Consider the following 19,924-nt stretch of genomic DNA (forward strand, 5'->3'; position numbering starts at 1 on the left):
GAGGAGAGCTGAGGATATGGTGGCGGGCCCGCGGGGATTTGAACCCCGGACTACCGGCTTAGAAGGCCGGCGCCCTATCCTGGCTAGGCTACGGGCCCCTCCCCGCCGCCCTTCCTGCACCACTGGCTGTGCATCTCCCCTAGCAGCAGGGGTATATTGTTTACCTTGGCCCCGGGAAGGAGACTAGCCACGGCGAAGCCTGCCAGGTCAAAGAGGCGGGCTACCCTGGGGCTTGCAGCTATAGCTATGTCGCTGCTGGCGGCCACGTAGCCGGAGGCCGCGTATTCGATAACCCTCTTGTCAGCCGTCCTCGAGACCTCGACAATAGCCTCGAGCCCCTCCAGGGCTCTGCGCACTACCACAGCCGCCTCGCCACTATGGCTCGGCTGGCTGTCGAAAACAATAATCACGCGCCCCGGGTTTACCATTCTGAGCGCCGAAGCCAGGAGCGCTGCAAGCCTGTCTATGTTCTCCACGACGGGGCGGGGCCCGGCAAGCAGCGCGTCACGCGTGAGCCCGTCGACACAGCGGAGTACCGGAGCGCCGGTCAACGCGGCATATATGGTTGCAAGCTGGTTAAACCCGTCTACGACCAGTTTGCCCCCTCTGAGCCTCTTGGCTGGAACCAGCTTGGAGGCCACCATAGCAGCCACTCTGCGGGGATGGATGCATCTTGAGAGAAGGACCGCACTTCTCTTTGAGAGACGGTGCCTCCGCTTAACTAGCTCGAGGGCCTCGCTGCGGGGATAGCCGCGGGAAAGTAGGAAGAACAAATCATAGAAGGCCTCGGGGGGCGCCCCGAGGCTATCCCGTGCCACTCCCGCCCTTCCCCTCGACCAGGCTGCGGAGCGCCGAGAGCAATGCGTCCAGGGCCTCCTCGGCAGAGAGCCCCCTAGCCATCATGGTGACGTGCGAGGGCTTACCTCCTCCACGGAACCCTCTAGATGCCAGCAGCCTAGCAAGCTGCCGTAGATCGACGCGCTCGGAGGCCTTGGAGCCGGCGCCAACCTCTACCACAACACCCTGCTCAACTGGCACCAGCGCTACTGTGACGCCCTCCGGGTCCTCCAGGCTCAGCTGCTTAGCAGCCTCCTGGTAGAGTTCGCGGAGGGGGATATCATCCCTCAGCACGTAGACGCGGAGCCCGTCTATGGCCAGTGGGCTGCTCTTAGCCTTCTCCACCATATCCTTCACGACGTATTTTGAGAGGATGTTAACGCTCTGCCTGGTCTTATTGTAGTCGCGTATAAGCTTCTCTACGCGCTTCTCCACATCAGCGGCGCCGCCACCCACCATCCTGGCTATATTGTTTAGGCGGCTCTCCAGCTCGGAGGCATAGCGCGCCACCTCGCTGCCGGCCACGAGCTCGAACCTCACCACGCCATCCTGGAGCTTCTCCACCCTCGTTATCTTGACGGAGCCTATCTCAGCACTGTTGGACACATGTGTGCCGAAGCACGCCTCCACATCCCAGTCCCCTATCCTGAGCACTCGTATCTTAGCCGACATGGGGACGCCGCCCTGATATAGGCGGAAACCATAGACCTTCTCCGCCTCGTTCCGGTCCATTATCCTTGCCTCGACGGGGATGCGCTCAAGTATAGCCTTGTTGGCGAGCTCCTCTATCCTCCTGACCTCCTCGCTGCTTGGAAGCTCGTAGTGTGTTATATCGAGCCTTGCCTTCTCTGGCGTCTTCTCGGCACCCGCCTGCCACACATGATTGCCCAGCACCCTCCTAGCGGCACCTAGGAGGACGTGGACAGCCGTGTGGTGCCTCATAAGCCGGTAGCGGCGCTCCCAGTCAATCCTCCCCCAGGCCTCGCTGCAGCCACCAGGCGGCTCCCGGTCAAGCACATGCACTATGACGCCATCCACCTTCTCTACCCTCACCACCCGGTATTCCTCGCCACAGAGCCTCACCACGCCAGTGTCGTGGAGCTGGCCGCCGCCCGTGGGGTAGAAGGCTGTACGATCAAGGACAAGGTAGACACCCTTAACACCAAGCACTCTAGCGGTGAACTCCCTCATATAGGGGTCCTCGTGGAATAGCCTTACAGTCTCTGGGAAGCCGCGGAGCCACTCAACCACGTCCTCGGGGAGGCTAGGCTTCTCGGACCTCCTAGCCACGCCCCCGCCGGCACCATGGCGCCTGGCGACGATGGCGTAGAAGTTATGCGGCACATGAACCCTGACACCAAGCTTGGCAGCCGCCTCAGCCACCATGTCCGGAGGGAGCCCATGGGAGTCGTAGAGGAGTATGAGGTCGTCAAGGCTTAGACTCTTCTTGCGGCGGAGCAGCCTGGCTACCTCCCGGAGGCCCCTCTCGATACTCCGGTCGAACCTCTCCTCCTCAAGCCTCGTAACCTTGACTATGTAGTCCAGGTTCTCGAGCATCCTTGGGTAGTAGTCGCGGCCCCAGAACCTGGCCTGCCTCTCAACAAGCTCTACAAGGCTCGCATCGCTCCCAAGCCTCCTTATCAGCCTCAGCGCCCTCCTTATCACAAGCCGGGCCAGATAGCCCTCCCCAGTGTTGCTGGGCACTATCCCGTCGCCTAGCATCAATGCTATAGTCTTGCTGTGGTCTAGGAGAGCATATACAGCGGCAGCACGGCGAAGCAGCTCCTCGGCCTCCCGGGGCTCCATCCCGGCGTCACGGGCGGCGCGCTCGTAGAACCTCCTAACGCTCTCCGGGTCCTCCGGGTCAAGGCGCCCTGCATCCCTAGCAGCCGCCCAGAGAAGCTTGGATGGCGGGGGCTCCACGCCCAGCAGCTTATGGAAGTCTTCTAGAAGGCTCCCGTATATCGCGTGAAAGGCCGTTGGGACCCGCTGAGTGAACCAGGCTATCCTCTCAATACCATACCCGGTATCGACAACCTTAACCGGTATAGGCTCGTAGCGGCCATCAACTACACGGTACTTCATGAACACCAGAGTGGCTAGCTCGAGGCCGCCCACCGTCACCTCAAAGCTGGGGCCCGCATTGCCTCCACCCTCCCACCACGACTCCTTGAAGGTAACATGCTCCGGGGGAATCCCAAGCTCCTCCGTGAAGAATTCAAACGCAAGCCTCACCGTCTCCTCCTTCCAGTAAACGCGCTTATCGGGATAGTTGAAGGCGTGGTGCCCGCCCATCTCAAAGCTAGTCAAGTGCCTACCTAAAGTAAGGCCCACATTATCTATATCTTCAAGCCTTATGCTAGGCTGCACTATGACCAACGGGTTGGCGGGAGGCGGCACGATCCCGCTAGTCACGTGAGGCTGGAAGACGACTATACTGGCAATGGTGAGATATAGGTCCTCCCTCCACCGCGCCACAACAGGCCTAGGCTCTATAATCTCATGGCCGTTTCTCTCGAAGAACCTGAGAAACTTCCTCCGAGCCTCGGCGACGCTCAGATCAGTGGACCTCTTCGGCACATCCCAGAAATAGTACTCGACGCAGGGAGCATCGTTACAATGCTCCTGCTCCGGATTCAGGGTCCAGAAGTACTCGCCGCCTATCCTGCAGCGACGGCGTATGAAGCCCTTCTCCTTGAAGAACTCCAGCTCGTACTCCTTAGGGTCTACATGCATTACCCGATAACCCCTCGTCGGGTAGAGTAGGGCGGCCAGCTATTTAGTGTTACAAGGCCACAACAGCCCGGGATAGGAGGCAGAAGCAGGAGGATTGAGAGAACACTCGGGGGTGCCCCTGGAAGGCTGCCCGCCGGATGACTAGAGGGACAGAGCCCCCGGGGGCGTGCGGCGCTAGAACCCGAAGAGGCTCTCGAGGCCGGCGGCCAGCTGCTCCTCGCTGACCTCCTTCTTCTCCTCTTCCTTCTCCTCCCCCTCTTCCTCCTCCTTCTTCTCCTCGGCGGCGGCAGGAGCGGCTGCGGCCGTCTGGACCTCTATCCCCAGCTCCTTTGCTGTATCGCCTAGAGCGGCCGCCACCGCCATAGCTCTAGCCACTGCAAGGCCTATCACATACTCCGCGTTGTCTGGCGTCACGTAGCCGGCCTCGGCCGCTACAGCCAGTGCACGCCTGACAGCAATGGGTATTGCCAGTTCAAGTACCTTGGGCTCTGGATACGCTATCTCAACGCCGACCATCAATGCCGCTAGATGGGCCTGTGCCACGTCGTGCCGGTAGGCCTCCAGGTCGAGGATGAGCTTGTCAGCAGGTATCACGACACCGTCTTCATAGGCAGCCTTGATCTTGAGCTTCACTATTATCGGCTCTATACCGAGCTTCTGAAGTATAGAGGCCAGCTCGGGCGATATAGTGTCGCCGGGCTTGGCTACCTTGGTATCCTTAGCTATCCATATTGTGCCTCCCTGCACGCGTATAGGCACACGGAGCTTGCCGAAGACGCTCATTATTGGGCCAGGCTTGAAGCCGGTATCACCTGCAGGCAGCACGATTTCTGTCGGAGCCACGTCACCGGGCTTAGCAGGCTTCGTCGCATATATCTTGTCTATAGCTAGTGCCAGCTCGAAGGGGTTGACATTAGTGAATATGAACATATTGGTGCCAGTGAGGTAGGGTTCCAGGGGGGACGGGTCGATACCCGCCTTCTTGAGGGCCAGCTTGAATAGGGTGTTCTTAGCTACCCTGAGCACAACCTTGTCTCCAAACTTCCTCTCTATCTTCCTGCGTATACGCTGCAGCTGAGCGGTCGGCGTGTTAGAAAGGTCCACTATAGCTATGACACTGTACTTCCTGGCGAGCTCTGCCAGCTCCTCTACCTCCCTAACCTTCCACTCGGGTATGCGCCTGGTATGAGCCTTAACGCTCATCGCGACACACCCGGGCTGCAAGCATTCTGAAAGCAAGGGAAGCCTGTGAAACGGGGAGGACTCCAGGGGCCCGTCTACCTAACCATTATCTCCACCGGCGGGCCCATAGTGGTCTTCACTATTATACGTGCTACATTGTTCCTCGCGTTAGGCAGCTTGCCCTCCAGCGTAGCCAGCACCTTGTATATATTCTCCACTATGTCCTCCACCTTCATATCCTCCGTGCCAACCCGACACATAACCTGAGGCTGGTCCTTAGCCCGGAGCATCACCGCGGCACGGTACCTCTCGACGAAGCCAGCTATGTCAGCATTCGGGGGCACCGGCACCGGTATCTTGCCACGCGGGCCGAGGGCAGGAGCAAGCGTCCTGCCTGCCAGGGGCATCAGGTCGGTGCGGACGAGCACCCAGTCGCAGAACTCGGCAATCTTCTTAGCCGCCTTACGGTTGCCCACAAGGCCCTGAAGCTCCTCCCTGGTTATAACCCTCTCAGCTACGTCGCGCGCCTTGACAGCCATGTCGCCGTCAGCGACGACACAGATATTGACCTTCTTATTGGGCTTATGGGGCAGGAAGACTACCTCCCTTATGCGGCCCTGGGGGCTCTTGAGGTCTATGTCCCGGAGCACCACTACCAGGTCAACGGACTGCTTGAAGTTGCGCCTAGGACTCGCCTCTATAGCCTCCCTAACCGCCTTCTCCACCGCCTCGCGAGGCACAAACGACATGTCCCTACACCCCAGCTGAGCGGTACCAGCCTGGGAGGGGTCTAAGCCTTCTCCCACTCCTCCTCATACCTTGAGAGAACCGCGTCGTAGAGGCCTTCCTCAACCTCCCTGGTTACCTGCTTGGGGTCCTTGCCATCCACGGTTATCCCTATGCTCCTAGCGGAGCCGAGTATCGTCTTGACGGCGGCCTTCAAGGTCTTAGCGGTGAGAGCGGGCTTCTTCATTATGGCTATCTCCACTATCTTCTCGAAGGGGAGGTCGCCTATCTTCTGGTGCATCGGATCCCCGGAGGGCTCCTTGGCGCCAACGGCTTTTAGCAGGAGCTCCGTGGTTGTCGGGGGCTTCACTTCTATCTCGTACTCCTTAGTGTCCTCATCTACTATTATCTTGACCTGAACCTCGAAGCCCTTGTAGCGCTCAGTCAGCTTGTTTATCTCCTCAACTACCTTGTTGACATCCAGCCCGAACTTGCTTAGGGAGTCGCTCAGGGGCGGGGCGGGCGAAGCCTCGCCACCCTTAACCTTAGCGTTGATGACCCTAATCGCGCCCATTGCTAGCTCCCTCGCTCCCTAGCCGGCCTCACCGAGTCCCCTGGCACCGTGATTTGAAGCGGATACTCAACCTCTAGCACATTTAAAACTACCTCATTCTTACCGGGCTGCACTCGCACAACCTGCGCCTTCATGCCGCGGAAGGGGCCGGATATGATCTCTACTATGTCGCCGGGCTTCAGGGTCTCGACCACGGCCTCCGGCTTCAGGAGGCTCTCCACATCCTCGTAGCGGAGAACCCCGGGTACAACACCCTTGGCGTATCTTATCCCCTGAATAGCGTTAGCTGCGTGGAAGGCTGCAGATGTCTCCACTATCACGTAGCCGCGTATCTGGGGAGGCACTATTATGGCGTAGATGGGTATATTCTCGTCCTTCACCCGCTGCTCCATTATCAGCGCTACATCCAGCTCCCTGCCCGCAACTGTTCTCACGGCGTAGAGGCGGGGCTGCGCCCTAGAGGAGCGCTGCTCCGCCGCGCTCTGCCCCACACGCCACACCCCCATTGCTCCCACGGGGCTAGCCGGTGAGCAGCGTCGTAGCCACTAGATGGATGACATAGGCTACAGAGCCCACGAGTATTATGGCGAGCCAGATAACCTTGGAGGCCTGCAGGTACTCGGAGCTATCGGGCTTCTCGACACGCTGCAGCACCAGCCTCCACTCGTGCAGTGTAGCCTTTACATAGTCTATGATGCTCTCCCTCTCCCTAGCCGCCATTAGCGCTGCCCCCGGGCAGACCATGTCTAGCCCAGGATAGAAAAATATGTACACCGAGGCCCTAGCCGGAGCCCTGCACTATGTCTGAGAGTATCCTCTCCACGAATCTGCGCGGCTCAAAGGGCTCCAGGTCCTCGTAGCGCTGGCCCACACCCATGAACAGTATCGGCTTCCCCGTCACCGCCGCCACGCTCAGAGCCGTGCCGCCCTTCACGTCGGCATCAACCTTTGTGAGCACTATGAAGTCTATCCCCACGGCCTTGTCGAAGAACTTAGCCTGCTCAACCGCATCATTCCCGGTTAGAGAGTCCACTATAAGCACGCGGTAGTCGGGCTTAGCCACACGGGTTATCTTACGGAGCTCCTCCATGAGGTCCCTGTCGGTGTGCAGCCTGCCAGCAGTATCTATCAGCACTACACGGTAGCCGCGGGCCCGCGCGTACTCTACGGCATCATATACCACTGCGGCGGGGTCGGCGCCATAACGGCCCCCTATGAAGGGGGCTCCTAGCCTCTCAGCATGCTTCCGCAGCTGCTCCTGAGCACCCGCACGGTAAGTGTCTGCAGCAGCTATCACAGGGGTTATACCGTGGCTGCGAAGCATGTAGGCGAACTTGGCTATGGTAGTAGTCTTCCCCACCCCGTTGACTCCAAAGAACACTATCCTGAGGGGGTTCTCGGGCTGCCGCCGAGAAGCCTCCCCGAGCAGGTCAATAGGCTTGTAGCTGCGGCTCAGAACTTCCAGTATGGACTCCTCAAGTGCTTTGACCACGTGGTCACGAAGGTTCTTGAAGCGTGGGACCTTGCTGCCCACAAGCTTCCCTCGGAGCTTCTGCGCTATCTCCTCGGCCACCTCGAAGGCAACATCACTCTCGGCAAGACTCAACACAAGCTCCTCTAGTATAGGCTCAAGCTCCTCCTCGCTTATCTCCTTGGTAGCTACAACCTCTGTGACATTGTCAACGAACTTCTTCAGCGCCTTCTTAAGCCTCCCGAAGACCACACATACCACCCCGAGGGACAGCGCGCCGGCGTCTAAAAGAGAAGAGTGTGGCGCGCCAAGCCCAGGGGCAAGAGCCCTCCTGAGCTCCGAGGGGACGGCTACGTGCTAGCGCCGCTGCCCTTCTCAGCCACGAGCCCCCCTCTGCTGCTGGGCCGCCTGCAGAGCCTGCTCCACAGCCGAGCGCAGAGCCACATAATGCTCGGTGAGCTTGGCCAGTTCCCTCCTATAGGCGTCAAGGAGCCTCGAGACTGATGCCCTCTCCTCCCTTAGAAAGGCCAGGGCCTTATCCCGGGGAAGCTCGACGAACACATCGAGCCCAGCGTGAACTATGACCTGCTCCAGGGGCTTTACCGAGGCGCGCACAAGCACCTCGCCGCTGGTGTCGAGAGGCACTAGGGCGTCTTCAGCACCATCATGAACATCCATAATGGCTTCCTCTACCGCAGAGAGCTGTGCCAGCCTAGACTCTAGCTCCGCTGCGGCCGTCTGAAGCTGCTTTATCTGGCTCTCGAGGAGGGAGAGCTGCTCGATAGCCTCCTCAAGGGTTATAGCACGCTGCCCCTGCTGCCCGCCGGCACTCAAGGCTTAACCCACCTGGTGAGCCTCGCCAGGGCTAGGAGACTGCGATCCGGAACCTCATCGGGGGGCACCTCGACAACGCGATCAATCTTTATATGGTACCTCTTCAGCTTGTGGTTGCTGCCTAGCTCCGATAGCACCTTCTCCACAGCATGCTCCGGCTTCAGCGCACGAACGTACTTGCGGAACCTCCACCACTCCGGCATCTTATGGGGCCGTATTAGCATCCTGCCCTCAACGAGGAAGAACTTAACCTCGCCCATACCGTGCCCCCGGGGGTCTGTGGGCCAGCGCTAGCCTCCAAGTCTTAAGGCTTGCTGGATCCTCATAAGCTCCGGGCCTGTAGTCTCGTCGCCTACGAGCGCTCCCTTGTTATTAGCCACGAGCCCTGCCTTCACGAAGTAGAGGCCAAAGTTGACGGTAGCTGTAGATACCTCCACGCGGAATATGTTGCTGAGAAGCTTCCTCTCCTCCTCGCTGACTCCCGGATGCACCACCCCGCCACGATCCGTGACAACGATCATGGAGCCCACGGTAGGTATGTCTGCTAGATGCCTCTGGTAGACAGCCTCAACACCCAACACGTTCTTAATCTTCTCGAGAGCAGGCTTATCAATAGTGGGCGACACCAATGCGCCATAGTTGTTAGCCGCTATAAGGTTCCCGAGAGCCGTCTGCCTAATCTCGAGTATCTCCAGCCTAACCGCATCACCAATGTATTCCTTCAGCTCATCATACTCCTCGGGCTTTATAATCCTCGGGAGGAGGAGGCCCCGGTCATTCCCCGCCACCATGACGCCATTGATAATCATGTCGGCTATCTTGACAGCGACCACTTCCACGCCGAGAACGTCGGCAACCTTCTTCCTATCCTTCTCAGTTATCGTAGGCGGGACCAGCGCTATCTTATTGTTAGCAAATATGTAGACACCTATGTTCGGGTTCCCATGCACGTTCATGTATTCGATCAATCAGCGTCCCCTGGGATCGCTGCTCCACGAGCCTAGGATAATTAGGAGTACTGCCTCAGGAGGATGAAGCGAGCCGGGGCAAAACTCTAGGCCTGGGCCTTGGCAGCCTCCTTCCTCCTGCGGAGGAGGAGAACCTTAACCCTGCCGGTCTCCTCGTCCTTAACGGCCTTCACTGTTATGCGGCGTGGCGGCTTCTCTATCCCGCGAGACCATATGTACTCGTTGACGCTTGCATGTATCACTACGTCAGACGGGTCTACGCCGAAGTGCCTAGCTATGAACCTCCGTAGAAGCTTTACCGCACGGGCCGCCCGGTTAACGCGGCGCCCCCAGTAGACGCGGGATAGGGGTATGGTGTATACCGCCTCCTTCTTATCCTTGGGCACCGGGACGCACCCCCATCAGCGCTACTAGGCCTTGAGCTTCACCCTCCTCCAGTGCCTGCGCTTCGGGTGGTCGCGGAACCTCCTGCTAGTCCTTATCACCACCCATATGGGCACTGCCCGGTTCTGCTTGAGTGCCCTGGCGAGCCTCAGCTTCTTACCCAGCGGCTTGAAGCGAGCCATACCACCTAGCCCCCGTGCATCACGGCCCCCGGGGCTACTTTCTTTTAATCTTTATACGCGGCTCGCGCCTCGTCCTCTCGTATATGGCCTCAAGGAGCCTCTTTACAACATCCTCGCCGACTGGCGGCTGCAGCTGTCCCGCCTGCACAAGCGCTATTATATTGTCCTCGACGGCTCTGGCTAGCTCGGGCCTCACGAGCTTCACGTTGGCGAGCCTCTCCCTAGCCTCCGGCGTCAGTATGTTGCGAAGGAGCGCCTCCCTCCTCGCGGCCTCCTCCTGCCGGCGGCGGCGCATCTCCTCCTCCATCTGGAGCCGGCGCTGCAGCTCCTCCAGCTTCTTCCTCTTGATAGCCTCGAGATCCTCGTCGTAGTAGTCGGACACTGCCCCACACACCCCCCCGGGGCTTTTAGGGAGCAGGTTCTACTTAGGGTTTAGGGCTGAGACTATGCAGGCCCCGAAGTATCCTCCAGCCCCCAGAGGCTGCAGAGCCGCGAGAATGCTCTGAGGGCCTCTCAGGAAACAGGGATGCCGCCTCTAGGCGAGGTACTTGCGGAGGGCGGGGTTCTTCTCAGCAAGCTCCTTCAGTATCTCGTAGGCGGTGTTGTCGAGCAGGCTGCGGCCTCTGGGGCTTAGGCTGCGGCCCCTACCCCTCACCTTCACTACGAGTCCTGCGCGCTCGAGCTGCTGGAGTATCTTCCTCACCACGGAGCCGGAGCCCTTGGCGAAGTGCTCCGGGGCTACGCCGCGGTTCACCCTGCCGCCGTAGGCGGTGCGGAGCCTCTCAACGCCCACGGGGGTGCCACGCTTATAGAGCTTCCTGAGTATCGAGGCCGCGCGGTAGTACCACCAGTCGGGGTCCTCCGGGGGCCTCTCCTTGTGCACCCCGGTCTTCGCGTAGTAGGCCCAGACGGGGGGCCTTATCTGGGGCATCTGCTTCAGCTTCTGGGCCAAACGCTCTATGAGCAGGTCGGCTGGGACCTCTAGCGCTGTGACCATACCGTCCTCCTCCCCACTGCGCCCCGCTCCCGGCTGGACCGTATTTTATTCCTTACATTAGCCTCTGGGCGCTCCCGCCGCGGCTCCGGCCGATAGAGGACAAAGGTGCGGCCCCTCACGTCGAGCAGCCGGGCCCCCAGCCTCTCGGCCACCCGACGAGCGAGCTCCCTACGGTCTAGCCCCGTGACCTTTATGGCGCTCTTGAGGGCCTTAACCTTCACTATGCTCTTCTCCTTCAGCCGGCGGTCTATCTCGCCCAGCACGCCCTCGCTCAGCCCGTTCTTCCCTATGATCACGTCCGCGGGCCCCTGCTGAACCAGCTCCTTCAGCCTTGATAGATGCCCCCTCCGCACGGCTCCTCCGGACCCTTACGATATAGCGGTGCAGGTACCCGCATATAAGGCATGCCACGACCAGCCTCGTAACCCTCCCATCCCGGACGAGGCGGACACGCGCGGTGATGCCTGGGACTAGCGGTGCACCACAGCCACGGCAGACACCGCGGCGGAGCACCCAGGGCTTGGGGAGCCGTAACCTCCTCCTCAGCTCATCCGCCTCCCTCACCAGTGCCCTGGCGTAGTCTACGTCGCCCCGCCTAGCAGCGTCTACAGCGAGCCTATAGAGCCTATGTACTGCCTGCATCGCTATGTCGCGGGCAAACTCCTTAGCGCTCCTCGGTCTCCGAGCCACGCTCTGGCCACCACCCCAGCGAGGTGCCCGGTGAAGGATGCAGCGTAGCGGGGAGAAGCCCAGAGTTAAACTCGTGCTAGCCGAGGCGGCCCTGGAGACAGTGCCGAGGGAGATCTGGGGGCACCCCGCCGTCTACAAGAGCGCCAGGAGGAGAGGGAAGCCGCCGAGCAGCATCCTGCTCGACAGGAGCATTCACCACCAGGCAATGAAGAAGCTACCCGGCGCGGAGAAGAGGGGCAGGCCCGATATAGTCCACTTCTCTCTCCTCGAGGCGCTCAGCAGCCCCCTCAACCGGGAGGGGCTCCTCGAGGTATACGTGCACACGCTGAACGACTACGTAGTGTTCGTAGACCCCTCCACCAGGCTGCCCAGAAACTACAACCGGTTCACGGGGCTTATGGAGCAGCTCTTAGAGCTGGGGCGGGTGCCCCCCAAGGGCAAGCCGCTCCTCTGGCTGAAGCCAATGAAGCTGGAGCGCCTCCTGGAAGAGGTGGGGGCCAGCTATGTAATACTGCTCTCCGAGGACGGGGAGCCGAGGAGGCTCCGAGAGGTGGCCGAGGAGGCTCTGGAGAAGGCCCCCAGAGCCGCCGTCGTTGTCGGCGCATTCCCCCACGGAGACTTCACCGAGGAGACCAAGAGGCTTGCCACGAGGATCTACAGCATATACCGTGGAAAGCCGCTGGACACGTGGACCGTTGTATCCCACTTCCTAGCCCTAGCAGCGGACATGCTCAACCTAATTTAGCTCGCCGGGCCCCTGGAGGGGCCGCAGCGCCTGGATGGGGAGGCGCATCCCCCTTGGCATCCGCGCTGTACATGCTAATACCCAGCAGCACACTCGCTTTTATACAGGGGTTGGAGCTCTTCAACATAGTGCTCGTACTCATACTAGTGGCCCTCGGCATAGCGCCGTCGCTGCGGAGGCTACTCCTTACAATCATAGCGCTGTTGCACGTGGCCTATGTGAAGGCCTACATATCTACTTACGGCCTCCAGCTGGCCCTTAAGCCGGGCCTAGACGTCTTCGTTGATAGGAGGGGCCACGCGTCAGCTATGCTCGACCTCGCGCAGCTCTCGGCGGCAGGCTTACTGGTAGACCTGCTCTACGAGCGCTATCTTAGGGCGAGAAGGAGAACAATCAATATAAACCCCCAGGAGCCCTCTTAGCCATCAGCATGGATGGAACGGCGGCTGCGCGGCGTGCCGCGGTAGTATAGCCCGGCCAAGTATGCGGGCCTCTCGAGCCCGTGACCCGGGTTCAAATCCCGGCCGCGGCACCACCCATAACCAACCCCCATGAGGCGCCGCATCGCGCATAGGTCTCCAGCGGCAAGGCCTACATTACATGTTCACGCCGTTACACTGGCGGGGGCTGGGTCCTCAGGAGAACATGCTGAGGGATCCTCACTTCCGGCCGCTGAGGGGTTTCACTGCTCTAAGCTTCGGGCCTCCCTCCATGAAGCCCTCGGGGAAGTACATGTCGGCTATACCGGTGAACCCATGGGCGGCTAGCATCCTGCCTATCCATGTCTCCTCGGGCCTGGCTCCCCTGTCTAGCAGCGTATCAGTGTCTCTGTCGCCGGCGTACTCTATGAACAATGTCTCGCCGGGCTCTAGAGCCCCAGAGGCTGCCTCTACAAGCTTCTCTAGCAGACCTTGACGGGCTCTGCTCCAGTCTATGCCGTAGATCTCGAGCCAGCCCCGGTAGTAGGGTGGGCGGCCCTCGAAGAGCCTTATGTATGCTAGGTGGTGGTTCTCGGCGAGTACTTCCACGTCGTGCATCTCTCGTATCCTTGGCTTGCGGAGTGGCTGGGGCTTGAGGCCCATCCGCTTCAGGAGGGCTACCAGCGTCTCAAGCCTAGCCATTGCTGTCTACACCCCACTCGTCTCATTCATCTCCCTTGGGGCTTGCGCCAGGGGGTCCTGGAGGGCCCCGATCTAATGGGGGTGGCGGTGTTTCATCTCCTGAAGAGCTTCTCACAATCGATTATGCATTAACTGCCAGCCCCTCCTACACCCTTACCAGGCTACGAGCCTTGTTCATGAAGCACCCGCTAGATGTAACAAGGGATGTACTCGCAGGCGGCGACCTGGCTGACGCCGTGCGCCTAGCTATTATAGCTGAGCTTGACGCTATAAGCTTCTACCTCCAGGTGGCGCGGCGCACCCAGGATAGAGCTGCGAGGAAGGTCTTCGAGGATGTTGCGAGAGAGGAGAAGACTCACGTAGGTGAGTTCCTCGCCCTGCTGAAGCGGCTTGACCCGGATCAGGCAGAGGAGCTCGAGAAGGGCTTCCGAGAAGTAGAGGAGATGCTTGAGGAGCGGAGAGAGTCCTAGAGGAGCGCCCACCTCTGCTGGCCACTCTTCTCTGCTCCGGAGAGCCCTGCAGCACCCACCCACGGGGCCGGGGCCACACGCCCACCGGCTTTTATACCCATGTTAAAGCGGCTCCACCCCTGCACCCGGGGAGGCCTGGTAGCCGTGGTGCTTGAGCCCGGATCCGAGGCCCCGGTATTCGAGGCGGTCACGCACACCGGCTCCAAGCTGCGGCTCGACGAGCTCCGGGGCAGGATAGTGGTGCTCTACTTCTACCCCCGTGCCATGACACCGGGATGTACGAGGGAGGCTCAGAGGTTCAACGAGCTTCTCGACGAGTTCGAGCGTCTCGGCGCTGTGGTGCTGGGCGTCTCCACAGACCCGCCCGAGAGGAATCGAAGGTTCGCCGAGAAGCTGGGCCTGCGCTTCACCCTGCTTAGCGACCCGGAGGGCGAGATAGCCCGGCTCTATGGAGTGCTCAAGGAGGGTACCAAGAGGCCGAGCGCCCAGCGGGTGACATTCATAATAGACAAGGAGGGCAGGATAGTAGAGGTTCTGAAGAACATAAGGCCGGCCGAGAAGCATGCCGACCTGGCGCTCGAGGCAGTGAAGAGGCTGGCTGGGGAGGGCTAGAGGGGGGAGAAGCAACCTTGGGGCTGGCGTTTCCCCTGCCGCCTGTCCTGGCCTAAAATAGCCGGTGGAGAAGCTGAGGCTACTCTTTCTGCTCCTTCTGCTCCCCGCCGGCCTCTTTGCCGGGCTTCTCGCTGCCCGCCTCGCCGCCGGCCTCCTGGCCCTGCCTGCCAGCGGTTGTTCCCTCCTTCTCGCCGGCCTCCCTCTCTTCTTCGGGGAACCTCATCCTCTCCACGAACTCTATAGCCTTTAGATCATTCTTCATGTACTTGTAGGCCTCCATTATCACTATCCGCTTAACCACCTGGAAGTCGTTTATCCCGAACACCTTCTCGCTGAGCTCTACCCTAGCTGTCTTCGCCTCGGCGTCGTAGCTCACTTTCACATCCTCCGGAGTTATAGAGGGTGGCGTGCGCCTCAGTATGAGGTGCTGGAGCTTCTCCTCCGGGCTCCTGAGCACCTTTACTACCTTGACTTTTGCTACTATGGTCTTCCCAGCCAGCGGGTGGTTGAAGTCAACTACCACTCTGCCGCCGGTCACACTCCTTATCACTGCCAACTGGCTGTTAATCTCCACTATCTTCCCCGGCTCGGGGAACACCCCGCTCTTTATGAACTGGCCCTTTGGTATTATCTTTATCTTCTCCGGGTCTCTCTTGCCGAAAGCCTCCTCGGGGGGTATCTCGATCTCCCTCTCCTCACCCTCACTCATCTCCCGGATTGCCTTCTCAAGCCCTGGTATGAGGCGGCCCTCGCCCACTATGACTAGGCGCGGCCCATACCGGTCCTTGGGATCGTATATGCCGGCCTTCCGCGCCTCCTCCTCACTGGTTGTGTCGACTACCCTACCAGTATCCTTGACCCGAAGCGTGTACTCGATGAGCGCGAAGGCCCCATCCTCTAGCGGCATCGCTGCCTTCACACCCCGCTTCTAAGGTACCAGCCAGCGTCCACTATGTTCTCGATATAAATTCTGTCGCGGCGTCTGCGCGACCGCCCCCAGCCGAGTGGCTCCATACGAGCGTTAGCCACGAGGACGGGGTATCGGGAGCACTCTACTCCTGGCATCGGGGTGTAGCGGAGTATCGACTCGGGGAGCACGTCGCGGCCGTAGAGGAAGAGCTTCTCTCCCTTCTCCCCCACAACGGCTAGGCCGCGGCTGGGCCTCAGCCGGTGCCTAGCTAGGAGCGAGCAGAGGCCGAGAAGCGGGATGAGCCTCCCCTGGCGGAGCCTGGCTACATGCACACCCACCGAGGCGAGCGCCCCGCGGGCGGCGTCGGGCAGCCCCGCGAGCGCCGCGGCAAGGGGCCTTGACAGGGCGTAGATGTCCTCTACACCGTTATCCCTTCTCCTGCAGAGCAGCCCCAGGCCCAGATCCTCGAGGCTCCTGGGTACGCCGAGGCAGCTGAGCAGCTTCTCTAGCTCCCCTCTGGCCCTGGGGCTGCAGGCTACCCAGTCTTCACCAGCCTGCATATAGTGAAGCCCTCCGTGCGGTGCCGGTGGGGGAGGAAGCGCCTGCACCTTGAAAGCGAGGGGTCGAGGCGGAGGCCGATGTAGCTAGTCACGCCTGGGTCCCCGGGCACGCGGGGCTCCTCCACCACGAAGTCCCCGCGGGCCTCTAGGAGGGTGTTGACCACGTACTCGTTCTCCTCTACAGCTATGCTGCACGTGGCGTATACCAGTACTCCACCAGGCTCCAGGGCGTCGAGCCCTGCGTCGAGAAGCTGCAGCTGCAGCTCCACCCTGGAGAGTATGTCGCTGAAACTCCTCCTCCACCGGCCCCGGGGGAAGGGGAGGAGGCCCTCGCCGCTGCAGGGAGCGTCGAGGAGTACTGCGTCGAAACGCCCCAGCCCCGGGAGCCGCCTAGCGTCCATGTGGAGTGCTGCCACGTTGAATACCGCCAGCCTGCTCATATTGTTCTTCAATGCTAGCAGCTTCCTTGAATTAATGTCAAGGGCCAGTATAGGGGCCTCGGGGTTGTGCTGGGCTATCTGGCTAGTCTTAACGCCCGCGCCCGCGCACATGTCTGCTATCCTGCCCGCCTCCTCGGGCCGGAGGGCAGGCACCGCCATCATCGAGGCCGGGCCCTGGATAGTGTAGAGGCCTTGCATATATTCGTGGAGCGCACCTATGGAGTAGGGTGTCTCCTCGACGACGAGGCCGTACCATATGTATGGGTGGCGCCTGGTCACGACGCCCTTAGCGGCCAGCCTCTCCTCAAGCTCCTCAACACTGGTGAGCAGAGTGTTAACCCTTATAGTCTTCATCACGTCCTTCTCGCCTATGGAGAGGAGTCTCTCAGCCTCCCCGCCTAGGAGGGCTAGGTAGCGGAGGGCCTGGTGAATGTGGATAAAGCTGTACCTCGACGCCAGCTCCCTCGCCCGGGTCAATAGCTCCTCGTCCCGCTCCAGCCCCCTGAGCAGCGTCTCCAGCCTCTCCAGAGCCCTGCGGTAGACTGTTTTCCCGGCAGCCAGGACCGTGGCACCCCCAGAAGGGATCGAGGAGCCTTAGGGGCGGCCTGGCGCGGATGGAGGCGGGGGCCTTGAAGCGCGGCCTCTTTGTCGGGCGCTTCCAGCCTCCCCATTGGGGCCATATAGAGGTTATAAAGTGGTGCCTCGACCGCGTCGACGAGCTGGTAGTGGTTGTTGGCTCGGCGCAGGAGAGCCACACGCTCCGAAACCCCTTCACCGCCGGGGAGAGGATCGAGATGCTGCGGCTGGGCCTCCGCGACGCGGGGGTCGACGCGTCGCGCATCATGATAATCCCGGTCCCGGACATCGCTATGAACCATGTATGGCCTAGGTACCTGGAGCTGCTCCTCCCGCGCTTCCACGTAGTGTTCACCAGGAACCCGCTCGTGGAGAGGCTCTTCACGGAGTACGGCTACCCGGTAGAGGCCCCGCCCGCCTTCAGCCGCAGGGAGTACAGCGCCACGAGGATACGGGAGCTGATGCTCATGGGCGACGAGTCCTGGAGGATGCTCGTGCCCCCGAGCGTGGCCAGGTTCATAGACGAGGTTAAGGGGGTCGAGAGGCTCACAACCATATCCAGGAGGGACTAGGGCCGCCATGGAGCCGGTTGTAATCGATGGCAGCATGGGGGAGGGGGGCGGCCAGATACTGCGGACCACCCTGGCCCTCTCAGCCCTCCTCGGCAGGCCCGTGAGGATAGTAAACATTAGAGCGAAGAGGCCCCGGCCCGGGCTCCAGCGTCAGCACCTCACCTCCGTGAGGGCCGTGGCAGAGGTCTCCGGGGCGAGGGTTGAGGGGCTCCGGCTGGGCTCTACGGAGCTGACATTCCTGCCAGGGGGGCTCCGGGGCGGCCGCTTCCGCTTCGACATAGGGACGGCTGGGAGCATCACCCTGGTGCTCCAGGCCGTCCTCCCGGTCCTGGCCTACGCGCCTGGGCCGGTCGAGCTCGAGATAAGGGGAGGCACCGACGTGCCCTGGAGCCCCCCTATAGACTATGTCAGGTTCGTGCTGTCCAGGCTCCTGGAGAGGATGGGCTACCGGTTCCGCGTCATCCTGCGGAGAAGGGGCCACTATCCCCGGGGAGGCGGGATAGTCGTGGTGGAGGTGCCGGAGCCCCCGGGGAGGCTCGCTGCGGCGAGGCTCGACCGCGCCGGGGCTGTGAAGGCTTTCGAGGGACTGAGCCACGCCGTCCGGCTACCGAGGCACGTGGCCGAGAGGCAGGCCAGGGCAGCCAAGAAGCTCATAGAGTCGAAGTACCCGGGTGTACCCGTCAGCATCGAGACCGAGTGGTACGAGCCCGGCCGCGACCCACACCTGGGCCCTGGGAGCGGGATAGTGGTCTGGGCGTATACGGAGAACAGCGTACTGGGAGGCGACTCTCTGGGAGCTAAGGGCAAGCCCGCGGAGAAGGTCGGCGGAGAAGCCGCGGAGAAGCTTCTCGAGGACCTATCCACCGGCATGGCGCTGGACCGGCACGCCTCTGACATGCTCATACCCTACGCAGCGCTGGCCTGTGGCGAGTCCATGCTAGGCGGCGCGAGGCTCACCATGCACGCCTGGACAAACATAGAGGTCGTGAAGCGCCTGATTCCCGAGGCCCGCATGGAGCTAATGGAGGGGGGAGAGCTGGAGAAGCCCTTCCTCCTCCGAGTCGGTGGGATATGCTACCAGCGCAGGGGCTAGCCGCCGAAGAGCCAGGGCGTCTTCGCCCGGAGGCAGCGCTGCACGACGTCGAGCAGCTCGCCGAGGCCCTCCCCGGTAACGGCTGAGATGAACAAGGGCCGGGGGGAGCAGAGGCTCGCGGACCCGATTCCTTGAAGCGCGCCCGAGACCGTGTCCAGGGTCTCCTCCAGCCACTCTCTAGGCGTGGCATCCACCTTGTTCACCGCTACCAGGAGGCCCGCGCCCCGGCCCTCCACTATGCCATGGTATATCTCCCTGAGGAGCTTCATCTGGCTCTCGGTGTCCTGCACCTTCTCGGGCGACGGGTCTACTAGGAAGAGCACTATGTCCGGGAGCGACTTGAGGGCGGCATAGGCCTTCCTCTCTATCTCGTTGTGCTGCTCCACCGGCCTCTCAAGTATGCCGGGGGTATCAACCATGTAGAAGTAGATGCTTCCCACACGAGCCTTCCCGACTATAACCGTCTTGGTGGTAAACGGGTAGGCCGCCACCTCCGGCTCCGCTGTCGAGAGGCGGCGGACAAGGGTGGACTTGCCAGCGCTGGGTATCCCCGCCACAACCACTATCGGGAGGCCCTCGGAGACCACGTGGGTGCGCAGCAGCTCCCTCCTCACTCTCTCGAGGACCTCGAGCCTCCTCCTCAGCCTCCTGACCACGGAGAGGATGCGGCCGCTCCCCTCCCTCCTCAGCTGGGCCGCCTCCCGGGCGTCCTGGGAGGAGGCTATGAGGAGGCGGTACTGGTTCCAGAACTCCCTTATCACGCGGAGCGCCCTGCGCACAGCCTTCAGTGCTTCGTCATACTCATCCCCGACGAAGCTGAGCACCAGGGCCCGGTGGAACTCGCTCATCTCCCTGGTCGAGGGAAGGCGGGCCACCTGCACGAGGCGGGAGTAGGATACGTTGAACACCACCTCGAGCCTGCGCAGCTCCAGCTCTATCCTGCCCCGCAGCCCCCGGCGCCGCGGCTTGACACGCCGGTACCTCTCCCCCACAATCCTCACTATCTCCTCTGAGCTGTATACATGGGTCTCCCTGAGCCTCCTAACGGTCTCCACTAGCCGCTGCATCTCCCGGTGGCGGCGTAGCCACGGTAGCTCCTCCGGCTCCAGTGTTGACGCCACTAGGACCCCCACGGGGAGCCTAGGCTCCCCCGGGCCCCTTATCAAGAAGGAGGCCTTGAACGGGAAGAGGGCACTGCAGGGAGGGGTCCCTATCATATCTGGTATCTGGATAGGAGCAGCGGT

Annotated in this window: 28 protein-coding genes and 2 tRNA genes; 7 read left to right on the plus strand and 23 right to left on the minus strand. The window is 61.3% G+C overall.

The window, feature by feature from the left end:
• Window positions 1–20: 20 nt before the first annotated feature.
• From CF15_RS02245 to CF15_RS09335, 18 genes are all read right to left on the minus strand, one after another.
• Window positions 21–98 (minus strand) — tRNA-Arg (locus tag CF15_RS02245).
• On the minus strand, window positions 84–818 hold the full coding sequence (locus tag CF15_RS08440) for a DUF434 domain-containing protein (protein ID WP_070807805.1): 735 nt from the start codon (window positions 816–818) through the stop codon (window positions 84–86). The genes CF15_RS02245 and CF15_RS08440 overlap by 15 nt, the downstream gene beginning before the upstream one ends.
• On the minus strand, window positions 805–3,573 hold the full coding sequence (gene alaS, locus CF15_RS02250) for an alanine--tRNA ligase (protein ID WP_058370338.1): 2,769 nt from the start codon (window positions 3,571–3,573) through the stop codon (window positions 805–807). The genes CF15_RS08440 and alaS overlap by 14 nt, the downstream gene beginning before the upstream one ends.
• Before the next feature lie 174 nt (window positions 3,574–3,747).
• On the minus strand, window positions 3,748–4,776 hold the full coding sequence (locus CF15_RS02255) for a 50S ribosomal protein L10 (protein ID WP_058370339.1): 1,029 nt from the start codon (window positions 4,774–4,776) through the stop codon (window positions 3,748–3,750).
• A 74-nt stretch (window positions 4,777–4,850) separates the two neighbouring features.
• Window positions 4,851–5,504: a 50S ribosomal protein L1 gene (locus CF15_RS02260; protein ID WP_058370340.1), complete on the minus strand. Its 654-nt coding sequence runs from the start codon at window positions 5,502–5,504 to the stop codon at window positions 4,851–4,853.
• Between the two features lie 41 nt (window positions 5,505–5,545).
• Complete coding sequence (locus CF15_RS02265) at window positions 5,546–6,055, minus strand: 50S ribosomal protein L11 (RefSeq protein ID WP_058370341.1); 510 nt, start codon at window positions 6,053–6,055, stop codon at window positions 5,546–5,548.
• 2 nt (window positions 6,056–6,057) lie between these two features.
• The gene (locus tag CF15_RS02270) at window positions 6,058–6,546 is read right to left on the minus strand and encodes a transcription elongation factor Spt5 (RefSeq protein ID WP_070807806.1); all 489 of its coding nucleotides are present in this window, start codon (window positions 6,544–6,546) and stop codon (window positions 6,058–6,060) included.
• A gap of 28 nt (window positions 6,547–6,574) precedes the next feature.
• On the minus strand, window positions 6,575–6,775 hold the full coding sequence (locus tag CF15_RS02275) for a protein translocase SEC61 complex subunit gamma (RefSeq protein WP_168371215.1): 201 nt from the start codon (window positions 6,773–6,775) through the stop codon (window positions 6,575–6,577).
• Between the two features lie 61 nt (window positions 6,776–6,836).
• Window positions 6,837–7,778: a signal recognition particle-docking protein FtsY gene (gene ftsY / locus CF15_RS02280; protein WP_058370344.1), complete on the minus strand. Its 942-nt coding sequence runs from the start codon at window positions 7,776–7,778 to the stop codon at window positions 6,837–6,839.
• A 123-nt stretch (window positions 7,779–7,901) separates the two neighbouring features.
• Window positions 7,902–8,360 carry a prefoldin subunit alpha gene (gene pfdA, locus CF15_RS02285; RefSeq protein WP_058370345.1) on the minus strand — a complete coding sequence of 153 codons (459 nt, stop codon included), beginning with the start codon at window positions 8,358–8,360 and terminating at the stop codon, window positions 7,902–7,904.
• Window positions 8,357–8,620, minus strand: a complete 264-nt coding sequence (gene rpl18a / locus CF15_RS02290; protein WP_058370346.1) for a 50S ribosomal protein L18Ae — start codon at window positions 8,618–8,620, stop codon at window positions 8,357–8,359. Before rpl18a ends, pfdA begins: the two co-directional genes overlap by 4 nt.
• A gap of 30 nt (window positions 8,621–8,650) precedes the next feature.
• Window positions 8,651–9,328, minus strand: coding sequence for a translation initiation factor IF-6 (locus CF15_RS02295; protein ID WP_058370347.1), 678 nt, complete (start codon window positions 9,326–9,328; stop codon window positions 8,651–8,653).
• Window positions 9,329–9,414: 86 nt separating this feature from the next.
• Window positions 9,415–9,714 (minus strand): 50S ribosomal protein L31e, encoded by a 300-nt coding sequence (locus CF15_RS02300; protein ID WP_058370348.1) that lies wholly within the window; start codon window positions 9,712–9,714, stop codon window positions 9,415–9,417.
• 24 nt (window positions 9,715–9,738) lie between these two features.
• Window positions 9,739–9,894, minus strand: a complete 156-nt coding sequence (locus tag CF15_RS02305) for a 50S ribosomal protein L39e (protein WP_058370349.1) — start codon at window positions 9,892–9,894, stop codon at window positions 9,739–9,741.
• 34 nt (window positions 9,895–9,928) lie between these two features.
• On the minus strand, window positions 9,929–10,276 hold the full coding sequence (locus tag CF15_RS02310) for a DNA-binding protein (protein ID WP_058370350.1): 348 nt from the start codon (window positions 10,274–10,276) through the stop codon (window positions 9,929–9,931).
• A 153-nt stretch (window positions 10,277–10,429) separates the two neighbouring features.
• Window positions 10,430–10,891, minus strand: coding sequence for a 30S ribosomal protein S19e (locus tag CF15_RS02315; protein WP_058370351.1), 462 nt, complete (start codon window positions 10,889–10,891; stop codon window positions 10,430–10,432).
• The gene (locus tag CF15_RS02320) at window positions 10,876–11,220 is read right to left on the minus strand and encodes a YhbY family RNA-binding protein (RefSeq protein WP_338052283.1); all 345 of its coding nucleotides are present in this window, start codon (window positions 11,218–11,220) and stop codon (window positions 10,876–10,878) included. The genes CF15_RS02315 and CF15_RS02320 overlap by 16 nt, the downstream gene beginning before the upstream one ends.
• A complete protein-coding gene (locus tag CF15_RS09335) occupies window positions 11,102–11,533 on the minus strand; it encodes a ribonuclease P protein component 4 (protein WP_236698190.1) in 432 nt (143 codons plus the stop codon). The genes CF15_RS02320 and CF15_RS09335 overlap by 119 nt, the downstream gene beginning before the upstream one ends.
• Before the next feature lie 85 nt (window positions 11,534–11,618).
• Between CF15_RS09335 and CF15_RS02325 the strand changes: the two genes are divergently transcribed.
• From CF15_RS02325 to CF15_RS02335, 3 genes are all read left to right on the plus strand, one after another.
• Window positions 11,619–12,326: a 16S rRNA methyltransferase gene (locus CF15_RS02325; protein ID WP_058370353.1), complete on the plus strand. Its 708-nt coding sequence runs from the start codon at window positions 11,619–11,621 to the stop codon at window positions 12,324–12,326.
• Between the two features lie 110 nt (window positions 12,327–12,436).
• Entirely contained in the window at window positions 12,437–12,748 is a 312-nt protein-coding gene (locus CF15_RS02330) for a hypothetical protein (RefSeq protein ID WP_168371216.1), read from the plus strand.
• Window positions 12,749–12,783: 35 nt separating this feature from the next.
• Window positions 12,784–12,861: transfer RNA gene (locus CF15_RS02335), tRNA-Glu, on the plus strand.
• 124 nt (window positions 12,862–12,985) lie between these two features.
• Here the strand turns inward: CF15_RS02335 and CF15_RS02340 are convergent.
• The gene (locus CF15_RS02340; protein WP_058370355.1) at window positions 12,986–13,447 is read right to left on the minus strand and encodes a DUF1122 family protein; all 462 of its coding nucleotides are present in this window, start codon (window positions 13,445–13,447) and stop codon (window positions 12,986–12,988) included.
• Between the two features lie 176 nt (window positions 13,448–13,623).
• Here CF15_RS02340 and CF15_RS02345 point away from each other — a divergent pair, with 176 nt between their 5' ends.
• Together CF15_RS02345 and CF15_RS02350 are read left to right on the plus strand one after the other, a co-directional pair.
• The gene (locus tag CF15_RS02345; RefSeq protein ID WP_058371348.1) at window positions 13,624–13,917 is read left to right on the plus strand and encodes a ferritin family protein; all 294 of its coding nucleotides are present in this window, start codon (window positions 13,624–13,626) and stop codon (window positions 13,915–13,917) included.
• A gap of 99 nt (window positions 13,918–14,016) precedes the next feature.
• The gene (locus CF15_RS02350) at window positions 14,017–14,529 is read left to right on the plus strand and encodes a peroxiredoxin (RefSeq protein ID WP_058370356.1); all 513 of its coding nucleotides are present in this window, start codon (window positions 14,017–14,019) and stop codon (window positions 14,527–14,529) included.
• 79 nt (window positions 14,530–14,608) lie between these two features.
• Here CF15_RS02350 and CF15_RS02355 read toward each other — a convergent pair whose 3' ends face one another.
• The 3 genes from CF15_RS02355 to CF15_RS02365 are packed head-to-tail and all read right to left on the minus strand — an operon-like array spanning window position 14,609 to window position 16,916.
• Window positions 14,609–15,436: an FKBP-type peptidyl-prolyl cis-trans isomerase gene (locus CF15_RS02355; RefSeq protein ID WP_058370357.1), complete on the minus strand. Its 828-nt coding sequence runs from the start codon at window positions 15,434–15,436 to the stop codon at window positions 14,609–14,611.
• A gap of 8 nt (window positions 15,437–15,444) precedes the next feature.
• Window positions 15,445–15,999 (minus strand): hypothetical protein, encoded by a 555-nt coding sequence (locus CF15_RS02360; RefSeq protein ID WP_058370358.1) that lies wholly within the window; start codon window positions 15,997–15,999, stop codon window positions 15,445–15,447.
• On the minus strand, window positions 15,975–16,916 hold the full coding sequence (locus tag CF15_RS02365; protein ID WP_058370359.1) for an RsmB/NOP family class I SAM-dependent RNA methyltransferase: 942 nt from the start codon (window positions 16,914–16,916) through the stop codon (window positions 15,975–15,977). Before CF15_RS02365 ends, CF15_RS02360 begins: the two co-directional genes overlap by 25 nt.
• Before the next feature lie 152 nt (window positions 16,917–17,068).
• On the opposite strand from CF15_RS02365, the gene CF15_RS02370 reads away from it, so the two are divergent.
• Window positions 17,069–17,587: a nicotinamide-nucleotide adenylyltransferase gene (locus CF15_RS02370; RefSeq protein WP_058370360.1), complete on the plus strand. Its 519-nt coding sequence runs from the start codon at window positions 17,069–17,071 to the stop codon at window positions 17,585–17,587.
• A gap of 7 nt (window positions 17,588–17,594) precedes the next feature.
• On the plus strand, window positions 17,595–18,680 hold the full coding sequence (gene rtcA / locus CF15_RS02375; protein WP_058370361.1) for an RNA 3'-terminal phosphate cyclase: 1,086 nt from the start codon (window positions 17,595–17,597) through the stop codon (window positions 18,678–18,680).
• On the opposite strand, the gene CF15_RS02380 is transcribed toward rtcA, so the two are convergent.
• The gene (locus CF15_RS02380; RefSeq protein WP_168371217.1) at window positions 18,677–19,846 is read right to left on the minus strand and encodes an NOG1 family protein; all 1,170 of its coding nucleotides are present in this window, start codon (window positions 19,844–19,846) and stop codon (window positions 18,677–18,679) included. The genes rtcA and CF15_RS02380 overlap by 4 nt on opposite strands.
• Window positions 19,847–19,924 lie beyond the last annotated feature (78 nt).

Source organism: Pyrodictium occultum (assembly GCF_001462395.1).
Taxonomy (GTDB): domain Archaea; phylum Thermoproteota; class Thermoprotei_A; order Sulfolobales; family Pyrodictiaceae; genus Pyrodictium; species Pyrodictium occultum.

Excerpts from the sequence above, each read along its gene's own strand:
- CF15_RS02345 (WP_058371348.1), top strand. The coding sequence starts at position 13,624 with ATGAAGCACCCGCTAGATGTAACAAGGGATGTACTCGCAGGCGGCGAC.
- CF15_RS02325 (WP_058370353.1), top strand. The coding sequence starts at position 11,619 with ATGCAGCGTAGCGGGGAGAAGCCCAGAGTTAAACTCGTGCTAGCCGAG.
- CF15_RS02255 (WP_058370339.1), bottom strand. The coding sequence starts at position 4,776 with ATGAGCGTTAAGGCTCATACCAGGCGCATACCCGAGTGGAAGGTTAGG.
- CF15_RS02275 (WP_168371215.1), bottom strand. The coding sequence starts at position 6,775 with ATGGCGGCTAGGGAGAGGGAGAGCATCATAGACTATGTAAAGGCTACA.
- CF15_RS02350 (WP_058370356.1), top strand. The coding sequence starts at position 14,017 with ATGTTAAAGCGGCTCCACCCCTGCACCCGGGGAGGCCTGGTAGCCGTG.
- CF15_RS02265 (WP_058370341.1), bottom strand. The coding sequence starts at position 6,055 with ATGGGCGCGATTAGGGTCATCAACGCTAAGGTTAAGGGTGGCGAGGCT.
- CF15_RS02305 (WP_058370349.1), bottom strand. The coding sequence starts at position 9,894 with ATGGCTCGCTTCAAGCCGCTGGGTAAGAAGCTGAGGCTCGCCAGGGCA.
- CF15_RS02260 (WP_058370340.1), bottom strand. The coding sequence starts at position 5,504 with ATGTCGTTTGTGCCTCGCGAGGCGGTGGAGAAGGCGGTTAGGGAGGCT.
- CF15_RS02360 (WP_058370358.1), bottom strand. The coding sequence starts at position 15,999 with ATGCAGGCTGGTGAAGACTGGGTAGCCTGCAGCCCCAGGGCCAGAGGG.
- CF15_RS02315 (WP_058370351.1), bottom strand. The coding sequence starts at position 10,891 with ATGGTCACAGCGCTAGAGGTCCCAGCCGACCTGCTCATAGAGCGTTTG.
- rtcA (WP_058370361.1), top strand. The coding sequence starts at position 17,595 with ATGGAGCCGGTTGTAATCGATGGCAGCATGGGGGAGGGGGGCGGCCAG.
- rpl18a (WP_058370346.1), bottom strand. The coding sequence starts at position 8,620 with ATGGGCGAGGTTAAGTTCTTCCTCGTTGAGGGCAGGATGCTAATACGG.
- CF15_RS09335 (WP_236698190.1), bottom strand. The coding sequence starts at position 11,533 with ATGCAGGCAGTACATAGGCTCTATAGGCTCGCTGTAGACGCTGCTAGG.
- alaS (WP_058370338.1), bottom strand. The coding sequence starts at position 3,573 with ATGCATGTAGACCCTAAGGAGTACGAGCTGGAGTTCTTCAAGGAGAAG.
- CF15_RS02355 (WP_058370357.1), bottom strand. The coding sequence starts at position 15,436 with ATGCCGCTAGAGGATGGGGCCTTCGCGCTCATCGAGTACACGCTTCGG.
- CF15_RS02340 (WP_058370355.1), bottom strand. The coding sequence starts at position 13,447 with ATGGCTAGGCTTGAGACGCTGGTAGCCCTCCTGAAGCGGATGGGCCTC.